Source organism: Streptomyces sp. NPDC008125, from assembly GCF_042957125.1.
Taxonomy (GTDB): domain Bacteria; phylum Actinomycetota; class Actinomycetes; order Streptomycetales; family Streptomycetaceae; genus Streptomyces.
On the sequence record NZ_JBIBHR010000016.1, the window covers coordinates 119196 to 136633 of the forward strand.

The 17438-nt window shown below is 71.3% G+C and carries 17 protein-coding genes; 12 read left to right on the forward strand and 5 right to left on the reverse strand.

The annotated features are described in order from the left end of the window. Nucleotides 1-7: 7 nt before the first annotated feature. Complete coding sequence (locus tag ACFZAX_RS25685; RefSeq protein WP_390964655.1) at nt 8-1060, reverse strand: family 43 glycosylhydrolase; 1053 nt, start codon at nt 1058-1060, stop codon at nt 8-10. A gap of 599 nt (nt 1061-1659) precedes the next feature. Between ACFZAX_RS25685 and ACFZAX_RS25690 the strand changes: the two genes are divergently transcribed. Both ACFZAX_RS25690 and ACFZAX_RS25695 read left to right on the forward strand, forming a co-directional pair. Then, on the forward strand, nt 1660-2157 hold the full coding sequence (locus ACFZAX_RS25690; protein ID WP_390964512.1) for a sortase: 498 nt from the start codon (nt 1660-1662) through the stop codon (nt 2155-2157). A 90-nt stretch (nt 2158-2247) separates the two neighbouring features. Beyond that, complete coding sequence (locus tag ACFZAX_RS25695) at nt 2248-3171, forward strand: class F sortase (RefSeq protein WP_390964514.1); 924 nt, start codon at nt 2248-2250, stop codon at nt 3169-3171. Nucleotides 3172-3268: 97 nt separating this feature from the next. Here ACFZAX_RS25695 and ACFZAX_RS25700 read toward each other — a convergent pair whose 3' ends face one another. Then, nucleotides 3269-4969 carry an FAD-dependent monooxygenase gene (locus ACFZAX_RS25700; RefSeq protein ID WP_390964516.1) on the reverse strand — a complete coding sequence of 567 codons (1701 nt, stop codon included), beginning with the start codon at nt 4967-4969 and terminating at the stop codon, nt 3269-3271. Nucleotides 4970-5225: 256 nt separating this feature from the next. Between ACFZAX_RS25700 and ACFZAX_RS25705 the strand changes: the two genes are divergently transcribed. The 7 genes from ACFZAX_RS25705 (at nt 5226) to ACFZAX_RS25735 (ending at nt 10677) form a co-directional block, all read left to right on the forward strand. Then, complete coding sequence (locus ACFZAX_RS25705; protein ID WP_390964518.1) at nt 5226-6344, forward strand: TcmI family type II polyketide cyclase; 1119 nt, start codon at nt 5226-5228, stop codon at nt 6342-6344. Between the two features lie 71 nt (nt 6345-6415). Next, the gene (locus ACFZAX_RS25710; protein ID WP_390964520.1) at nt 6416-6868 is read left to right on the forward strand and encodes a cupin domain-containing protein; all 453 of its coding nucleotides are present in this window, start codon (nt 6416-6418) and stop codon (nt 6866-6868) included. Continuing rightward, nucleotides 6865-8133 carry a beta-ketoacyl-ACP synthase II gene (locus ACFZAX_RS25715; RefSeq protein WP_390964522.1) on the forward strand — a complete coding sequence of 423 codons (1269 nt, stop codon included), beginning with the start codon at nt 6865-6867 and terminating at the stop codon, nt 8131-8133. Before ACFZAX_RS25710 ends, ACFZAX_RS25715 begins: the two co-directional genes overlap by 4 nt. Then, entirely contained in the window at nt 8130-9389 is a 1260-nt protein-coding gene (locus tag ACFZAX_RS25720; protein ID WP_390964524.1) for a beta-ketoacyl synthase N-terminal-like domain-containing protein, read from the forward strand. The genes ACFZAX_RS25715 and ACFZAX_RS25720 overlap by 4 nt, the downstream gene beginning before the upstream one ends. A 15-nt stretch (nt 9390-9404) precedes the next feature. After that, nucleotides 9405-9662: a phosphopantetheine-binding protein gene (locus ACFZAX_RS25725; protein ID WP_390964526.1), complete on the forward strand. Its 258-nt coding sequence runs from the start codon at nt 9405-9407 to the stop codon at nt 9660-9662. A 1-nt stretch (nt 9663) separates the two neighbouring features. After that, nucleotides 9664-10143, forward strand: a complete 480-nt coding sequence (locus ACFZAX_RS25730) for an SRPBCC family protein (RefSeq protein WP_390964528.1) — start codon at nt 9664-9666, stop codon at nt 10141-10143. 213 nt (nt 10144-10356) lie between these two features. Continuing rightward, nucleotides 10357-10677, forward strand: coding sequence for a TcmI family type II polyketide cyclase (locus ACFZAX_RS25735; protein ID WP_390964530.1), 321 nt, complete (start codon nt 10357-10359; stop codon nt 10675-10677). 82 nt (nt 10678-10759) lie between these two features. Here the strand turns inward: ACFZAX_RS25735 and ACFZAX_RS25740 are convergent, their stop codons facing one another. The 3 genes from ACFZAX_RS25740 to ACFZAX_RS25750 form a co-directional block, all read right to left on the reverse strand. Next, nucleotides 10760-11860, reverse strand: a complete 1101-nt coding sequence (locus ACFZAX_RS25740) for a methyltransferase (RefSeq protein WP_390964532.1) — start codon at nt 11858-11860, stop codon at nt 10760-10762. A 34-nt stretch (nt 11861-11894) separates the two neighbouring features. Further along, nucleotides 11895-13049, reverse strand: coding sequence for a right-handed parallel beta-helix repeat-containing protein (locus ACFZAX_RS25745; RefSeq protein ID WP_390964534.1), 1155 nt, complete (start codon nt 13047-13049; stop codon nt 11895-11897). 209 nt (nt 13050-13258) lie between these two features. After that, nucleotides 13259-14092, reverse strand: coding sequence for a UTRA domain-containing protein (locus ACFZAX_RS25750; protein WP_390964536.1), 834 nt, complete (start codon nt 14090-14092; stop codon nt 13259-13261). 192 nt (nt 14093-14284) lie between these two features. Here ACFZAX_RS25750 and ACFZAX_RS25755 point away from each other — a divergent pair, with 192 nt between their 5' ends. The 3 genes from ACFZAX_RS25755 to ACFZAX_RS25765 all read left to right on the forward strand — a co-directional run bounded on the left by ACFZAX_RS25755 (nt 14285) and on the right by ACFZAX_RS25765 (nt 17434). Beyond that, the gene (locus ACFZAX_RS25755; protein WP_390964539.1) at nt 14285-15541 is read left to right on the forward strand and encodes an extracellular solute-binding protein; all 1257 of its coding nucleotides are present in this window, start codon (nt 14285-14287) and stop codon (nt 15539-15541) included. A 163-nt stretch (nt 15542-15704) separates the two neighbouring features. After that, nucleotides 15705-16592, forward strand: coding sequence for an ABC transporter permease subunit (locus tag ACFZAX_RS25760; protein WP_390964656.1), 888 nt, complete (start codon nt 15705-15707; stop codon nt 16590-16592). Next, the gene (locus tag ACFZAX_RS25765; RefSeq protein ID WP_390964541.1) at nt 16589-17434 is read left to right on the forward strand and encodes an ABC transporter permease subunit; all 846 of its coding nucleotides are present in this window, start codon (nt 16589-16591) and stop codon (nt 17432-17434) included. Before ACFZAX_RS25760 ends, ACFZAX_RS25765 begins: the two co-directional genes overlap by 4 nt. Nucleotides 17435-17438: the final 4 nt, after the last annotated feature.

Here is a 17438-nt window from a genome sequence, read left to right on the forward strand (position 1 = left end):
CAGCGCCTCACTCGAAGAACTTGAGGCTCCAGCCGGTGTCCGAGGTCGCTCCCGGGACGTTGGCGCGACTGTAGGTCGTACCGCCCCACCAGCAGAAGGTCCCGGTGTACCAGTACCGGTTGTCCCACGAGTACGCCGTCCCCTTCGGGACCGCGTGGAACATCAGCGGGAACTGCGGACCGGCCGGCGGGCTGGTGTTGATGTCACCGTCCAGCAGTACGAAACTGTGGTGCCCGGGACCGTTCACCTGCAGGGTCGGGTCCCAGCCGGCCATCATCGTCGAGCGGTTCGAACCGAACAGGCATCCGTTCGACTTGTACCAGTCCCATACGTACGTCGGGTCGCCGCCGGCCCGCAGCCGCAGTTCGCCCAGGCAGTACTGGTCGCTCCAGCTGCCGTTGGCCGAGTACACGATGTGCAGCTGACCGTTCGGGTCCTTGATCGCCTCGGGCGCCTCGTTGATGAACGGGTTGCCGACGACGCGCTCCCAGCTCTCCCGGGGCTGCGAGATGACGTAGCGCGCGCCGGTCGGCGTGGTGGGGCTGCTCATCCGGGCGATGTAGAGGTTCTGCTCGACGTTGGTGTCGCCGGCCCAGCCGGACCAGACGAACCAGCGCTGCCCGTTGAAGGTGAACGCGGTGCCGTCGATGGCCCATTTGTTGTCGGGCAGGGCGAGTCGGGTCTCGGCCGTGTACCCGCCGGCGGGGGCCGCCGAGCTGATCACGTACATCCGGTGCGCGGCGCCGGTTCCGGCCGTGAAGTAGATGTAGTACCGGCCGCCGTCCCGCACGAGCTCCGGGGCCCAGACCTCACCGAGGCCCCGGGTGTCGGACCAGACCTGCCGTGCGGGTGCGGACGCCAGGGCGGCCGTCGACGACGCCTGGCGCACGGCGATGCCGCCGCCGGTCGACTGCACGGAGACATAGGTGGAGTCGACCCGGATCACGCTCGGGTCGGCGGCCCGCATGGTCGTCTGGGAAGCCCGGGCGGGCTGCGCCGACGACACGGACATCACGGCCGTGAGAACCCCTGCGAGAACAAGGGCGGCGAGGCCGTACATACGACGGATTGGATTCATGGTCCCGTTCCACGGTTCTCCTCCGTTTCGACACCGGCGGGTACCGGCCGGGGAACGCCGGACCGCGCGCGGCATCCGGCCGGGACCGCTTCGGAGGACGCCGCAGGGGCGGTACCGGCCGTCGAACTCCCCCCGCCACCGAGCTCCCCCACTCACCCGCCTCGGCTGAGAGCGCTCTCACAGCATCAAGAATGGACCTGCACATGTCAATGACCCGGGACGGCAGGACGTCTGCCGCCCGTCCTACGGCCCATCAGGTGCCGGACCGTCGGACACCGGCGCCAGGGCCTTGGCCCGCACGCTCAACTACCGCTGCCCAGCACCGGCTCGTGCCGGCACGGATCGCCTTAGCCCGTTCGCTCTCCGAGCGCCGCCGCCTCCCCCGCTCTCCCCCGCTCTCCCCCGCACGAGGATGACCTGCGCAAACGAGCCGCCCGAGGCCGAATACCGGGCCTGACCGGGTGACGGGCGGGGCCGCTTTCCGTGTTGCGGGTGTGACGGGGTGTCGGTTGCCTCGGACGCGGAGCACAGCGGAGGAGCCGCGCAGTCCGGCCGGGCCACGCTGTCGATGGAGGAACCTCATGCGCAACACACGCACCGGTGCCGGGATCTGTCTGGCCGTAGGCCTGCTGGCCCTCGCGACCCCCGCCGCCGTGGCCGCGGACCCCGCCGGTGAGCAGACCATTCACATCAGCCCGAGGGGCGCCTCCCCCGGTTCGCTGGTCACCGTCTCCACCCGGGCCTGCGGCAAGGAGACCTACGGCAAGGGCACCTCGGAGGCCGCGGGCGCGTTCCACCTCTTCGAGGGCGAGCGCGGGGGCGTGCTCGTCGGCGAGTTCGAGGTGCCGGACGACGCGAAGCCGGGCACGGACACGGTCACCGTGAAGTGCCCCCCGCGTCTCCGGATGACGGACACCTACCGGATCGCCGACCGCACGCCCAGCGGCGGGGTGGCCGCCGGATTCAACGTCCCCGTGAACCACGGGGCGCAGCTCGCCGCGGGCTCCGTGCTGCTCGCCGGGGCGGCGGCCGGGGCCGTGTTCCGGATGCGCCGCCGGGCGGCGTCGGCCCGCGACTGACCGTACGGCACCCTCCGCGCGCCCCGTACCCCGCCGTGCTCCGGGGCGCGCGACCGTACCACCCCACCCGCCGCGAGCAGAGGACACGCGATGGAAAACGGGCGCAGTACCAGCACCTCGCCCCAGTCGTTCCCGGCGTCCAAACACCTGCTCTGGGCCGTGGTAGCGGGTACCGTGCTGGTGGTCAGCGGGCTGCGGGACGACCGGCCGCCGCAGCCGCCCGACCCGCCGGCCGTGGCCGCGGCCCCGCCGCCCGCCGCCGTCCCGTCCTCCGCCCCGCCGCCCGCTGCCGCGCCCCCTGCCTCCGTCTCCGCGGGCCCCGTGTACATGGCCTCGCGGTATCCGGTGCGCCTGCCGCCTTCCCTCGTACGCCGTCCCACCGCACCGCCGGTGCTCCTCCCCCGGCCGCCCGTCCGGCCGGCGCCGCTGCGACCGCTGCCGGTGAGTCCCGGGCCGGCCGGTTCCGCCGGCCCGACCCGCCCGGCGGGTCCCGCTCCGGCTTCCGGCCGCCCGCGCCCGGGCCTCACGGCCCCGGCGTCCCCCGCCGTACCGCCGCTGCCGCCGTCCCCACCGGTACGCCTGCGGATTCCCGTGCTCAAGGTGGACTCGCCGATGATGAGGCTGGGCCTCGACGCGGCGGGCGCGTTGAAGCCGCCGCCCGACAACGACCCGGTGCTCAGCGGCTGGTACGCCGACGGGACGGTGCCCGGCTCGGTGGGGACCGCCATCACCACCGGGCACGTGGACACCAGGCTCGGGCCCGGCGTCTTCTTCCTGCTGGGATCCCTGCGCAAGGGCGCCACCGTCGAGATCGTCCGGGCCGATCGGACCACCGCCGTGTTCACGGTGTACGCCGTCGAGGCCTACAGCAAGAAGGATTTCCCGGACAAGAAGGTCTACGGCCGGTCGGACCGGCCCGAGTTGCGGGTCATCACCTGCGGCGGCGAGTACGACGAGGGGTCCGGGTACCAGGAGAACGTCGTGGTCTTCGCCGCCCTCACCGGTTCGCGCTGACGGCCCCCCAGGACGCTGCGCGGGGGCGACGAAACACTGATCCCCGGCGGGCCGATGGCCGCCGGGGATCAGTGTCCGGTGTTCGCGGTGCGGTGGGTCAGGTCCGGCGGAGCAGAGCCGTCATGACCCCGTGCAGCGCCGTCTCCGGGTCGGGCGCCGCGTTCGGTGTGCGCCAGGCGACGAATCCGTCGGGGCGTACCAGTACGGCGCCCTCGGCGGACGTGCCGTGGACGGCTGCCCAGTCGGCACCGTCCTCGGACCGCAGATCCGCCTCCGTGCCGGACCCGATGGTGAAGGCGTCCAGCCGGATGCCCAGTCGCTTCGCCACGTGGCGGGCCGCGCCGCGCCACTCCGGGCTGTTCTCGTCGCAGAGCAGGACGAACGCCTGTTCGTAGAGGTCCAGCGTCGACACCCGCTCACCGTCGCGGCCGAGCCACATGTGCGGGGCGCGGGTGCCGGGCTCGCCCGTCAGGCCGACGCCCTCGGGAACGACCGGGAGGTCCGGGTCTGCCCCCAGGACCGCGCCGCGCACGTAACGGTAGCCGAGGGCGACGGAGAGCATCCCGCCCTGCCGGCCGCCACCGGGGCCGCCCTGCCCCCCGGGTCCACCGGGTCGACCGGCGCCGTCGGCCCCCCCCGGACCGCCCTGGCCTCCGGGCGGCCCCGCGTACCCCGGGTGGCTGTGCTCCCCCGAGCGGGCCGAGGCGCGCGCGCTCGTGGCCCTGGCCACCGGGAGCCGCTCCGCCTCGTACGTGTCCAGGAGCTCCGGGCCCGCCGCCCCGCCGACCACGGCCGCCAGCTTCCACGCCAGGTTGTGGGCGTCCTGGATGCCGGTGTTCGAGCCGAACGCCCCGGTGGGGGACATCTCGTGGGCCGAGTCGCCGGCCAGGAAGACCCGGCCGGCGGCGTACCGCTCGGCGACCCGCTCGGCCGCGTGCCAGGGAGCCTTGCCGGTGATCTCGACATCGAGTTCCGGGTCCCCGACCGCCCGGCGGATGTGCTCGGCGCACCGCTCGTCGGTGAAGTCCTCCAGCGTCTCGCCCCTCTCGGGCTGCCACGGCGCGTGGAAGACCCACCGTTCCTCGTTGTCGACCGGCAGCAACGCCCCGTCCGCCGCCGGGTTGGTGAGGTAGCAGACGATGAAGCGCCGGTCCCCCACCACGGAGGCGAGGCGACGGGAGCGGAAGGTGATGCTGACGTTGTGGAAGAGGTCTCCGGGGCCCGTCTGGCCGATGCCCAGCTGCTCGCGGATCGGGCTGCGGGGGCCGTCGGCGGCGACCAGGTAGTCGGCGCGCACCGTGGCGTGCTCCCCGGTCTCCCGGTCCTTCACGACGGCGGTGACCCCGTCGGGGTCCTGCTCGAAGGTGAGCAGTTCGGTGGAGAAGCGCAGTTCGCTGCCCTGGTCGCGGGCGTGGTCGACGAGGACGGGTTCCAGGTCGTTCTGGCTGCACAGGCACCAGCCGCTCGGGCTGAACCGGGCGAGGCCGTTGCCCGGGTCGATCTCCTTGAAGAGCCATTCCTGGTCGTCGCCGGTGAGCGAACCGGCTTGCAGGATGCCGTGGTTCTCGGCGAGGACCGAGGCCGCGTCGCGGATCAGCTGCTCGGCGCCGGCGGCACGGAACACCTCCATCGTGCGGACGTTGTTGCCCCGGCCCCGGGGGTGGGTCGAGGTGCTGCGGTGTTTCTCCACCAGGAGGTGGTCGACGCCGAGCCGGCTCAGGAAGAGGGAGGTGGACAACCCCACCAGGGAGCCGCCCACGATGAGGACCGGCACGCGGTGGTCGACGCTTTCGTTCATTCGATCGCTCCAGCTCGGACGCAGGGGGACGCACTGTCCATGCCCTGGTCGGAGGGGTTGGGCAGGGCTTGTGCCGACGCCTCACCTGAACGGTTCATAAATCTGGCGCCTGCCGTACCCGCGTTCCACGATCGGTCGCGGGGAGCGGTGCGCGCGCCGCACGGGGCTGGACGCCCACCCACCGGCAGGCAGGACCTGCGCGACTTCACCGAAACCGGCCCATGACGGGCGGGAACGGGACAGGAGAACAGAAGCGATGACAATCCTCTCGGAACGGGTATCCCAGTCCGCCTTCGACGGTTCGAGGCTCCGGGTCATACTGCTCCTTGACCTGCACGACGGCGCCCAGAACCAGTTCCTGGAGGCGTACGAGCACATGCGCAACCAGGTCGCCTCGATCCCGGGACACATCAGCGACCAGCTGTGCCAGTCCATCGAGAACCCCTCCCAGTGGCTCATCACCAGTGAGTGGGAGAGCGCGCCCCCCTTCCTCGCCTGGGTGAACAGCGAGGAGCACGTCGCGACGGTCCAGCCGCTGCACAGCTGCGTGCGTGACACCCGTTCGCTGCGCTTCAGCGTGCTGCGGGAGACGGGGGCCGCGTTCGAGTCCACTCCCGAGCCGCTCCGGGGCCGTCTCCAGTCCGCGCCGCGCCTGGGCGACGGCGTCGTACGCCACGCGCTCACCTTCACGGTGAAGCCGGGCACCGAGGAGATGGTCGCGAAGATCCTCGCCGACTACGACTCCCCGCAGGCCCGCGTCAACGAGAACACCCGGCTGCGCCGCACCTCGCTCTTCATGCACGGCAACCGCGTCGTGCGGGCGGTCGAGATCGAGGGCGACCTGATGGCGGCCCTGCGTCACGTCTCCCGCCAGCCCGAGGTCAGGGCGGTCGAGGAGGCCATCAACCCGTACCTGGAGCAGGACCGGGACCTGAGCGACCCCGACTCCGCCCGGATGTTCTTCACCCGGGCGGCGCTGCCGACCGTCCACCACGTGACGGCCGGCCGTCACAGTGCCGCGGACGTCCAGCGGCACGCGCTGTTCTACCAGGCCAAGGAGGGCTGCGGGATGGCGCTGGCCCGGCTGCTCGCCGGTCAGGACGAGGAGAACGCGGACGACGTCGCGAGCCCCATCGAGAGCAGCACGATCTTCCAGCGCGACGACGTCGTGGTGCGGCTCCTCGAGGTGGTCGGCCCGCTCGACGCCCAGCCCACGCAGGCGCTGGGCATCGGCGGAGACCGCAAGGCGGCCGTGCTCGACCGGCTGCTCGACGGCGGTGTGCAGACCGTGCCGACGAACGACCAGGAAGCCGTGCGCTTCCTCGCCCAGGCCGAGATGAGCCTGATCACCGACCGCCGGTCCGCCGAGGCCTGACCCGTCACCGGCAACGGGGGCCGGCCCCGGCCTGCCGTCACACCTCCCAACGTGCCTGGAGAAAAGCAGCCATGACCATCCACCGGCATCGCATCGTGGATCTCAGCGAGACCCAGCCCAACCGCAGGCGCGGCGGCGACCTGCGCGCCCTGCTCACCCCGACCGCGGTCGGCGCCACCAGCGGCTTCATGGGGCTGGCCCTCGTCGAACCGGGTGACCGGATCGGCGAGCACTACCACCCCTACTCCGAGGAGTTCGTGTACGTCGTGGCGGGACGCCTCGAAGTGGACCTGGACGGCGAGACGTATTCCATGCGGCCCGACCAGGGGCTGCTGATCCCGCCGCACGTCCGCCACCGCTTCCGCAACGTGGGGGACGTGGAGGCGCGCATGGTCTTCCACCTGGGGCCGCTCGCCCCGCGTCCGGAACTCGGCCATGTCGACACGGAGGTCACCGAGGCCACCGCGGCCGCGGAGACGGCCGAGCGCGGAGCGCCGCCAGAACGAACGGGGGCGTCCTCATGACCCGCCGCGTGGCAGTCACCGGGGTCGGCGTCGTCGCACCCGGTGGCATCGGCGCCCCGGCGTTCTGGGACCTGCTCGCCAACGGGCGTACGGCGACGCGCGGCATCACCCTGTTCGACCCGGCGCAGTTCCGCTCGCGGATCGCCGCCGAGTGCGACTTCGATCCCCTCGCCCATGGCCTGGACGCGGAACTGATCGCTCGTTCCGACCGGTACGTGCAGTTCGCGCTGGTGGCCGCCCGGGAGGCGCTGGGCGACGCCGGGCTCGACCTGGAGAAGGAAGACCCCTGGCGCATCGGGGTCTCCCTCGGGACGGCGGTCGGCGGCACCACCCGTCTGGAGCACGACTACGTCGCGGTCAGCGAGAGCGGCGCGCGATGGGACGTCGACCACCGGTCGGCCGGCGCCCACCTGGAGCGGGCGTTCGCGCCGAGCACCCTGGCCTCCGCCGTCGCGGAGGAAGTCGGTGCGCACGGGCCCGTACAGACCGTCTCCACCGGCTGCACCTCCGGCCTCGACGCGATCGGCTACGCCTTCCACTCCGTGGAGGAGGGCCGCGTGGACGTCTGCATCGCGGGGGCGTCCGACACTCCGATCACCCCCATCACGGTGGCCTGCTTCGACGCGATCAAGGCGACCTCGGCGAACAACGACGATCCGGAGCACGCCTCCAGGCCGTTCGACGCGCGCCGGGACGGCTTCGTGATGGGCGAGGGCGGTGCCGTCCTCGTCCTGGAGGAGCTGGAGCACGCACGGGCGCGCGGGGCGACCGTCTACTGCGAGATCTCGGGGTACGCCACCTTCGGCAACGCCTACCACATGACCGGGCTGACCACCGAGGGGCTGGAGATGGCCGAGGCCATCAACAGCGCCCTGGCCCACGCCCGGATCGACGGCTCGCAGGTCGACTACGTCAACGCGCACGGTTCGGGCACCAAGCAGAACGACCGGCACGAGACGGCCGCGGTGAAGCGGGCCCTGGGCTCCCACGCCTACAAGGTGCCGATGAGCTCGATCAAGTCCATGGTGGGCCACTCGCTCGGCGCCATCGGCGCCATCGAGATCGCCGCGTGCGTCCTGGCCCTCAAGCACCAGACGGTGCCGCCGACGGCCAACTACGAGACCGCGGACCCCGAGTGCGATCTCGACTACGTACCGCGTACCGCACGCCCCCTCAAACTGCGCAGCGTGCTCTCGGTCGGCAGCGGATTCGGGGGATTCCAGTCCGCCGTCGCCATGACCCGCTCGGGCGGGAGGTCCACATGAGCACTCGGGCAGCCGACGCACGTCGCACCTCCGTCATCACGGGTATCGGTGTCGTCGCCCCCAACGGGACCGGCGCCAACGCCTTCTGGAAGCAGACCCAGGAAGGCGTCAGCGTCCTCGACCTGGTCTCCCGCGAGGGCTGCGAGAACCTCCCGCTCAAGGTCGCCGGCGAGGTCAGGGACTTCGACCCGGTCGCGTTCATCGAAGAGCGCTTCCTCGTCCAGACCGACCGCTTCACGCACTACGCCATGGCCGCCGCCGACCTCGCCCTGAGCGACGCGCGGCTCGGCCGCGCCGACTACGAGGGCGCGCCGTTCAAGGTGGGTGTGGTCACCGCCGCCGGTTCGGGAGGCGGTGAGTTCGGCCAGCGCGAACTCCAGCGGCTGTGGGGGGAGGGCTCGCGCTACGTCGGCCCCTACCAGTCCATCGCCTGGTTCTACGCGGCCAGCACCGGTCAGATCTCGATCCGGGGCGGCTTCAAGGGGCCGTGCGCCGTCGTGGCGAGCGACGAGGCCGGTGGCCTGGACGCGCTGATGCACGCGGCGCGTTCCATCCGGCGCGGCACGGACGCCGTGGTGGTCGGCGCGGCCGAGGCGCCGCTCGCGCCGTACTCGGTCGTCTGCCAGCTCGGCTACGAGGACCTCAGCCTCAGCGACGAACCAACCCGCGCCTACCGGCCTTTCACCGCGGACGCCTGCGGATTCGTACCGGCCGAGGGCGGCGGCATGCTGGTCGTCGAGGAGGAGGCGGTGGCGCGCGGGCGCGGTGCCAGGGTGCGGGCCGAACTGGCCGGTCACGCCGCCACCTTCACCGGCGCGTCGCGGTGGGAGGAGTCCCGCGCGGGGCTGGCCCACGCGATCGAGGGAGCGCTCCGGGAGGCCGGCTGCGCACCGGAGGACATCGACGTGGTCTTCGCGGACGCGCTCGGTGTGCCCGCGGCGGACCGGGCCGAGGCGCTGGCGATCGCCGACGCGCTCGGCGCGCACGGACGCCGGGTGCCGGTGACGGCACCCAAGACCGGGATCGGCCGTGCCTACTGCGGCGCGCCGGTGCTGGACACGGCCGCCGCCGTACTCGCCATGGAACACGGTCTGATCCCGCCGACGCCCAACGTCTTCGACGTGTGCCACGACCTGGACGTGGTCACCGGGCGCGCGCGCCCCGCCGAACTGCGCACGGCGCTCGTGCTGAGCCGCGGCCTGATGGGGTCGAACTCGGCCCTGGTGCTACGCCGCCCCACCGACACCCCGCTGTGAGAAGGAGTAGTCCCCATGCCCGCTCAACTGACGTACGAGGAACTGTCCGCCCTGATGAAGAGCGGCGCCGGCCTGACCGCCGACCCGTCGGAGATGGCGAGCCGTCCCGACTCCGCCTTCGAGGAGTACGGCCTCGACTCACTCGGTCTGCTCGGCATCGTGGCCGTGCTGGAGAACCGCTACGGCCACGCGCTGCCGGCCGACGCCGACCAGTGCAAGACGCCCGCCGAGTTCCTCGACCTGGTCAACAACACCCTTGTGACAGGAGCCTGACGTGTCCGGACACACCGAGAACGAGATCATCATCGCCGCTCCGCTGGACCTGGTCTGGGAGACGACGAACGATCTGGAGAACTGGCCGCAGCTGTTCAGCGAGTACGCGGCCGTCGAGGTGATCGAGCGGGAGGGTCAGAAGACCACTTTCCGTCTCACCATGCACCCCGACGACAACGGCAAGGTCTGGAGCTGGGTCTCGGAGCGCACCACCGACCGCCCGGGACGCAACGTGCAGGCCCGGCGGGTCGAGCCCGGCCCGTTCCAGCACATGAACATCCGGTGGGAGTACACGGAGGTCCAGGGCGGTACGCGGATGCTCTGGCGGCAGGACTTCGCGATGCGCCCGGACGCCCCGGTCGACGACGCGTGGATGACGGACAACATCAATCGCAACTCGCGCGTCCAGATGGAGCTCATCCGCGACAAGATCGAGCAGCGCGACCGCGAGCGCCGCTCCGCCGCCGTACCCGCCACCTAAGGGCTTACCGGAGAACAACATGTGGGCCAACAGCGCGCTGACCTGCGAGCGCAGGTCGCAAAAACCCGCAGGTTGTTTCCCGGCAAGCCCGTAGTCCTGCGGCCGGGAGGGTTCGCCGCGTGCCGGTGGGCCTTCCCTGCCGCGGCGCTGAGGGTACGCACGACTCCCGCCCCCCCCAGAAGCACCTCACGCCCCGCCCCGAAAGGCAGCCAGATGCACCACGCCCTGATCGTCGCCCGGATGGCTCCGGGTTCGGCTCCGGACATCGCGAAGCTGTTCGAGTCCTCCGACAGCACGGACCTCCCCCATCTCGTCGGCGTGCACCGGCGCACGCTGTTCCAGTTCGGCGACGTGTACCTGCACCTGATCGAGTCCGACCGCCCGCCGGGCCCGGAGATCGCCAAGGTGACGGAGCACCCGGAGTTCAAGGCCATCAGCGACCGGCTCACCGCCTTCGTGAGCCCGTACGACCCGCAGACCTGGCGCGGTCCGAAGGACGCGATGGCCCAGCCGTTCTACACGTGGCAGCGGTAGCTCTCCGGCACCGCACCCAGTGGATCGCCCCGGGTCCGGCACTTCGGTGCCGGACCCGGGGCGTTCTGGTTCGCGCGGCGGCTTACGGCACGGTGCACTCGAAGGCGTGGAGGTAGGCGTTGACCGGGTGGACCTCGCCCACCTGGAGGCCGGCCTCGGCCATGCGGGAGAGCAGGCTCTCCCGGGTGTGCTTCGCTCCCCCGACGTTGAGCAGGAGCAGCAGGTCCATGGCGGTGGTGAACCGCATCGAGGGGGTGTCGTCGACGAGGTTCTCGATGATCACCACGCGAGTGCCCGGGCGGGCGGCGGCGACCACGTTGCGCAGGGTCCTTCGGGTGCTCTCGTCGTCCCATTCGAGGATGTTCTTGATGATGTAGAGATCCACCTCGAACGGGATGTCCTCGCGGCAGTCGCCGGCCACGATCCGGACCCGGTCGGCGAGCGCGCCGCCCTCGCGCAGCCGCTCGTCGGCGCGGGCCACGACGCCCGGCAGGTCCATGAGCGTTCCCCGGACCGAGGGGTGCTTCTCCAGCAGGCTGGCGAGCACGTGGCCCTGGCCGCCGCCGATGTCGGCGACCGAGGACACGCCGGTCAGGTCGAGGAGTTCGGCGACGTCGCGTGCGGACTGGACGCTCGACGTGGTCATCGCCCGGTTGAACACGTGGGCGGACTCGCCGGCGTCCTGGTGGAGGTAGTCGAAGAAGCCCTTGCCGAACGTCTCGGGGAAGACGCTCGTGCCGGAGCGCACCGCGTCGTCGAGGCGCGGCCAGACGTCCCAGGTCCAGGGCTCCGTGCACCACAGGGCGATGTAGCGCAGGCTGTGCGGGTCGTCCTCGCGCAGCAGCCGGGACGTGTCGGTGTGGACGAACGTGCCGTCCTCCGTCTCGGCGAAGACGCCGTAGCAGGTCAGCGCCCGCAGCAGCCGCTGGAGCGGTACGGGCTCCGCGTCGACCACGAGGGCGAGCTCGGCGGCGGAGGCGGGGGTCTCCCCGAGGGCGTCGGCGACGCCCAGCCGGGCCGCCGCGCGTACGGCCGCGGCGCAGGCCGCCCCGAAGGCGAGCTCGCGCAGCCGCATGGAGGGCGGCGGGGTCGGGGCGCCCGCGTGGGTCTGGGGCGCGGCGAGGGTGGAGGTGAGGGTGGCCTTCTCGGGGCTGGTCTCGGGGGTGGGGCTCACGGTGGTCATGCCGTCTCGTTCCTCCTGGTGCGGCGGTGGATGATCATTCGGCGCACATCCCGGCCGGTTCGGAGGTGGCGCAGGTGTTGCCGGTGAAGGTGTTTCCGGTGCCCGAGGTGTCGCGGTTGGCGAGGTCGGCCGGGCTGTTGCCGCTCACGAGGTTGTCCTGGACGGTGTTGTCGGTGTTGAGCGCGCCCACGAAGCTCTTGTAGAGCAGGATGCCGCCGGAGAAGTCGGTGGTGCCGACGTTGTCCTGGATGACGTTGGAGCGCACGACCGTGCTCTCGCTGCCGGTGAGGACGATGCCGGACCCCTGGATCGCGGAGAGGCGCGGGGTGGCCGCGCAGAGCTTGTTGTTCTTCACGACGCGGTTGCCGCTGATGGTCATCGCGCCGGCCGCGGGCTTGGACTCGTCGCCCACGACGAAGATCCCGCTGCAGTTGCCGGTGACGGTGTTGTCGTCGATCCGGAGGTTGCGGACCCGGCGCACGGTGACGCCGATGCGGTTTCCGCTCACGGAGTTGTCCGCGACGAGCGTCCCGTCCGTGTCGGTCGCCCCGCCCTCCTCGCTGACCGAGTTCGCGACGAAGACGCCCGCGTCGCCGTTGCCGGTGGCGGTGTTGTGCCGGAGCTCGGCGCGGGTCGAGCGCTCCTGGGCGATGCCCCAGGTCCCGTTGTCACGTGCGGTCACCCGGCGGACGGAGAGCCCGTCGGTCCAGGATGCCCAGACTCCGGTCCTGGTGAAGCCGGAGACCGTCAGCGCGCGGATCCTGACGCCGTCGACGGGGTTCGCCTCGGTGCCCACGACGCAGATGCCGTTGCCGCCCGCGGCACAGGCGTTGGCCGCCCTCGGGCCCTTGGCGGCGGCGGGACCCGAGGCGCTCTTGGCGGGTGCGGTCCCGGTCGCCTCGGCCGTCCCGGTCGCCTCGGCCGACTGCGGTGCGAGGACCGTGCGCTCGCCCGTACCGCGCAGCGTCAGGCCCGGCGTGGTGATCAGCACACTCTCGCGGTAGGTGCCGGGCAGGACGACCACGGTGTCGCCGGGGTGTGCGGCGTCCACCGCCTCCTGGATCGACTCTCCTGGTCGCACCACGAATTCATGGTGTCCGGACGCCGCCGTGGGGCCGGCCGAGAACCCCAGGACGGTGGCCGTGACGGCCGTGACGCCCGCCAGGCATTTCATGTGTTTTGTTCTCATGAGCCGAAGCTATGGGCGATCAACCACTGCCGCCACGCAAGGTGAGCGAGTGGATACAACGCGCCCCTGAATGGCTTACCCGCGCGGGCGCCGCCCCGCTCGGCCGGACCGCGCCACCGCCCACCGCCCACCGCCCACGGCCCACGACCCACGACCCACGACCCACGATCCGCGATCCGCGATCCGCGATCCGCTCAAGGGTCGTCGTCTCAGTGGGCGTCTCCCGTCGTGGACGAGGTGATGATGTCTCCGTGCGCGAAATCCCCCGGCGGGATTCCCGGATGGTGGCTCTCGGGGCGTGGGCGCGGGGCCGAGGTCCCGAGGGACAGCCGGGAGACGATGCGGTAGCGGTCACCCCGGTAGAGGGAGTGGACGTACTCGACGGGCCGGCCCGCCGTGTCGGTGGTGAGGCGCTCGATCAGCAGGGCCGGCGAGAGGACCGGAATGTCCAGGACGGCCGCCTCGGCCTCGTTGATGACCGTCGGCTCGATGGACTGGACCGCCTGGTCGACGTGGACGTGGTGGTGCTCGCGCAGATGGTCGTAGAGGTCCCCCGCCTCCAGCTCCTGCGGGGTGAGGGAGGGAACGAGCTCCGCCGGGATGTGCAGGTGCTCGATCGCCATCGGCGAGCCGTCCACCAGCCGCAGGCGGGCGATGTAGACCACCTCGGCCGCGGGCGACACCCGCAGCTTGCGGCCGATGCGCGCTCCCGCACGGATCGTGTCGAGCCGCAGGAGCCTGCTGGACCAGGTGCCGGCCGCCCGGGGCACCACGAAGGCCGCGTCGTCCGGGGCCAGCTCCTGGGTGATCTTGGCCGGGGCCACGAACATCCCGCGCCCGTGTTCGCGTACGAGTTGTCCGGTGGCGACGAGTTCGTCGACCGCGGCGCGCAAGGTGGGCCGCGAGACACCGAGTCCGGCGCTGAGCGTGCGCTCCGAGGGAATCGCGTCGCCGGGCCGGCGCGCCTCGATCAGGCCGAGGAGGTACTCACGGACCCGCTCCCGTTTGAGTACGCCGCCCGAGCCCGAGGAGCTGTTCTGCATGGATCCGGCCTCTCCGCCTCGTCATCGGCAACTGGTTCGGTGGTAAACGGTGATTGGGACTCCCGGAAGTGTACAACGCACTCAACTGCCCTTCTTTAAACGAGGGTTGACGCACTCACTGGTCTATGCCACCTTCTACCCACGCCGTTGTCCAGTTGACCAATTGGTCAACTCCTTTTCGAGGTGAATCCAGTGAAGATCCGCTTCATTCCGGCCGCGGTGGCCCTGGCGGCCATGTGCGCGCTCACCGCGTGCGACAACTCCTCATCCGGGTCCGGCCAGTCGGACGGGCCCACCGCTCTCACTGTGTGGATCATGAAGGACAGCGTCTCCGACGCCTATCTCCAGCGGTTCGAGAAGGACTTCGAGGCCCAGCACGGCCAGACCCGGCTGGACATCCAGATACAGGAGTGGGACGGGATCGGCGAGAAGATCACCGCCGCGCTCGCCAGCAAGGACGCCCCGGACGTGATCGAGGTGGGAAACACCCAGGTCGCGCAGTACGCGCAGAGCGGCGGGGTGCTCGATCTCAGTGACAGGGTCGCGGAGTTGCAGGGGGCGGACTGGCTGCCCGGCCTCGCGGAGCCGGGGAAGGTCGACGGGAAGCAGTACGGGGTCCCCTGGTACGCCGCCAACCGCGTGGTGATCTACAACAAGGACCTCTTCGCGAAGGCCGGCATCACGACGCCGCCCACCACCCGGGAGGAGTGGCTGGAGATCACCGGGAAGCTCGACAAGGGCGGGACGCAGGGCATCTACCTCCCCGGGCAGAACTGGTACACCCTGGCCGGTTTCGTCTGGGAGGAGGGCGGCGAACTCGCCGTGAAGGACGGCGACACGTGGCGGGGCGCGCTCGACACCCCCGAGGCGCTGCGTGGCATGGAGTTCTACCGCCGGCTCCAGGCTCTGGGCCAGGGCCCCAAGGACTCCGACGAGGCGAAGCCGCCCCAGGCGGACGTCTTCGCCAAGGGCGACGTCGCCCAGATCATCGCCGTACCCGGCGGTGCCAGGATCGTGGAGCAGGCCAATCCAGCCCTCGCGGGCAAGCTCGGCTTCTTCCCGATCCCCGGCAAGGAGGCCGGCAAGCCGGGAGCGACCTTCACCGGCGGGTCCGACCTCATCGTCCCGGTCGCCTCGGCCCATCAGGAGGCTGCGTACGAGGTGGTCGCGGCGCTCACCGGGGAGAAGGAGCAGACCGACCTCGCCCGCACCATGAGCTACGTACCCAACCGGACCTCGCTCGCGGGTGTGCTCAAGGACGACGAGGGCAACGCGGCGATGGCCGCCGCCGCGGCGCAGGGGCGCGCCACGCCCAACTCCCCCGAGTGGGCAGCCGTCGAGGCGACCAACCCGATCAAGGAGTACATGACGGCCGTACTCACCGGGACCGGCCCGGCGAAGGCGGCCAAGGCCGCGTCCGACGCCATCAGCAAGACCCTCAACCCGTGAGCCGGGACGGGAACGCGCCATGTCCGGCCGGGACGCCCCCAGAGGGAGGAAGAGCGTGACCCGGACCGCGGAACGGATCGGACCGGCAGAGGCCGGCCCGGGCGCCCCCGCCGCCCCGGGAGCCGCTCCCCCGGCCCGGGGCCCGGCCAGACCGCGCCGTACCCTGCCGGGCACCCTCTGGCCGTATCTGCTGATCGCCCCCACCGTGGTCGGGTTCGCCTTCCTGCTTGCCTACCCCCTCGCCCGTAACCTGCTGATCTCCTTCCAGCACTACGGCATGGCGGAACTGATCCGCGGGGACGCGGACTTCGCCGGCCTGGAGAACTACTCCACGATCCTGCGGGACGGCGAGTTCTGGGAGGTGACCCGGCGCACCCTCTGGTGGACCGCGGTCAACGTCACGCTCATCATGGTGATCGGCACCGGCGTCGCGCTGATGCTGCAACGCCTCGGCAAGCGGATGCGGACCCTGGTCCTCGTGGGGCTGGTGCTCGCCTGGGCCAGTCCAGTCATCGCCACCACCACGGTCTTCCAGTGGCTCTTCGCCTCCCGGCTCGGAGTGGTCGACTGGCTGCTGGTCCGCCTGGGGTTCGACTCCTTCAACGACTACTCCTGGTTCGCGCACGGACCGGCCGCCTTCGCCGTCCTGGTGCTGCTCGTGGTGTGGCAGTCGGTGCCGTTCGTCGCCGTCACCCTGCACTCAGCGCTGACCACGGTCCCGGCCGAACTCTTCGAGTCGGCGCGGATCGACGGAGCCGGCGGCTGGCGGATCTTCCGCTCCGTCACCCTGCCCGTCCTGCGGCCGGTCTTCGGTCTGGTGCTGAGCCTCGAAGTCATCTGGGTCTTCCGGTGCTTCGCGCAGATCTGGGCGGTCACCAAGGGCGGGCCCGGCGGAGCGACCACCACCCTGCCCGTCTACTCCTACCAGGTCGCCCAGTCGCTGCACCGCTACGACCTCGGGGCGGCGGCGGCCACTCTCACGGTGCTCGTCCTGGTCGGCGCGCTGATCCTCTACTTCCGCCAGATGTTCCGACAGGAGGCCGAGCTGTGAGCGCCCGTCCCGTCCGCGTGGCCCTGCGCGGACTGCCCCTGAACGCCGGGGCGCTGATCGTCTTCGTGCTCTGCGTCTTCCCCGTCTACTGGATGATCCTCACCGCCTTCAAGCCGACCGCGGACATCCAGGCCGAAACTCCGGTGTTCCTGCCCACCTCGGTGACGCTGGAGCACTTCTCCGACGCGTTGTCGGCCGACGGATTCTGGTCGTTCTGGCGCAACAGCCTCCTCGTGACGGCCGGCTGCGTGCTGCTGGCCCTCGTCGTCGCCCTCGGTGCGGCGTTCGCGGTGGCCCGGATGCGGTGGAAGGGCCGTCGGGGCTTCGTCCTCATGGTGTTCGTCGCGCAGGTCGCGCCCTGGGAGGCGCTGCTGATCCCGATGTACGTCATCGCACGTGACACCGGCATGCTCGACCGGCTCGCGACCCTGACCCTCGTCTACTTCATGATCACGCTGCCGTTCACCATCGTGACCCTGCGGAGCTTCCTCTCCGCCATCCCCGCCGAACTGGAGGAGGCGGCCCAGGTGGACGGCTGCACCCGCGCCGCCGCCTTCCGCCGGGTCACCTTCCCCCTGCTGGCACCGGGGCTGCTCGCCACGTCCCTGTTCGGTTTCATCACCGCCTGGAACGAGTTCGCCTTCGCCAACATGCTGATCATCAAGAACCAGGACGACCGGACCCTGCCCGTCTGGCTCTCCTCGTTCTCCAACGTCTTCGGCACCGACTGGGGCGCCACCATGGCCGCCTCCACCCTCTTCGCGCTGCCCGTCCTCGTACTCTTCCTCGTTCTCCAACGACGGGTCGCCACCGGTATGACCGGTGGCGCGGTCAAGGGATAGGAGA

Excerpts from the sequence above, each read along its gene's own strand:
- ACFZAX_RS25685 (WP_390964655.1), bottom strand. The coding sequence starts at position 1,060 with ATGTACGGCCTCGCCGCCCTTGTTCTCGCAGGGGTTCTCACGGCCGTG.
- ACFZAX_RS25690 (WP_390964512.1), top strand. The coding sequence starts at position 1,660 with ATGCGCAACACACGCACCGGTGCCGGGATCTGTCTGGCCGTAGGCCTG.
- ACFZAX_RS25695 (WP_390964514.1), top strand. The coding sequence starts at position 2,248 with ATGGAAAACGGGCGCAGTACCAGCACCTCGCCCCAGTCGTTCCCGGCG.
- ACFZAX_RS25700 (WP_390964516.1), bottom strand. The coding sequence starts at position 4,969 with ATGAACGAAAGCGTCGACCACCGCGTGCCGGTCCTCATCGTGGGCGGC.
- ACFZAX_RS25705 (WP_390964518.1), top strand. The coding sequence starts at position 5,226 with ATGACAATCCTCTCGGAACGGGTATCCCAGTCCGCCTTCGACGGTTCG.
- ACFZAX_RS25710 (WP_390964520.1), top strand. The coding sequence starts at position 6,416 with ATGACCATCCACCGGCATCGCATCGTGGATCTCAGCGAGACCCAGCCC.
- ACFZAX_RS25715 (WP_390964522.1), top strand. The coding sequence starts at position 6,865 with ATGACCCGCCGCGTGGCAGTCACCGGGGTCGGCGTCGTCGCACCCGGT.
- ACFZAX_RS25720 (WP_390964524.1), top strand. The coding sequence starts at position 8,130 with ATGAGCACTCGGGCAGCCGACGCACGTCGCACCTCCGTCATCACGGGT.
- ACFZAX_RS25725 (WP_390964526.1), top strand. The coding sequence starts at position 9,405 with ATGCCCGCTCAACTGACGTACGAGGAACTGTCCGCCCTGATGAAGAGC.
- ACFZAX_RS25735 (WP_390964530.1), top strand. The coding sequence starts at position 10,357 with ATGCACCACGCCCTGATCGTCGCCCGGATGGCTCCGGGTTCGGCTCCG.
- ACFZAX_RS25740 (WP_390964532.1), bottom strand. The coding sequence starts at position 11,860 with ATGACCACCGTGAGCCCCACCCCCGAGACCAGCCCCGAGAAGGCCACC.
- ACFZAX_RS25745 (WP_390964534.1), bottom strand. The coding sequence starts at position 13,049 with ATGAGAACAAAACACATGAAATGCCTGGCGGGCGTCACGGCCGTCACG.
- ACFZAX_RS25750 (WP_390964536.1), bottom strand. The coding sequence starts at position 14,092 with ATGCAGAACAGCTCCTCGGGCTCGGGCGGCGTACTCAAACGGGAGCGG.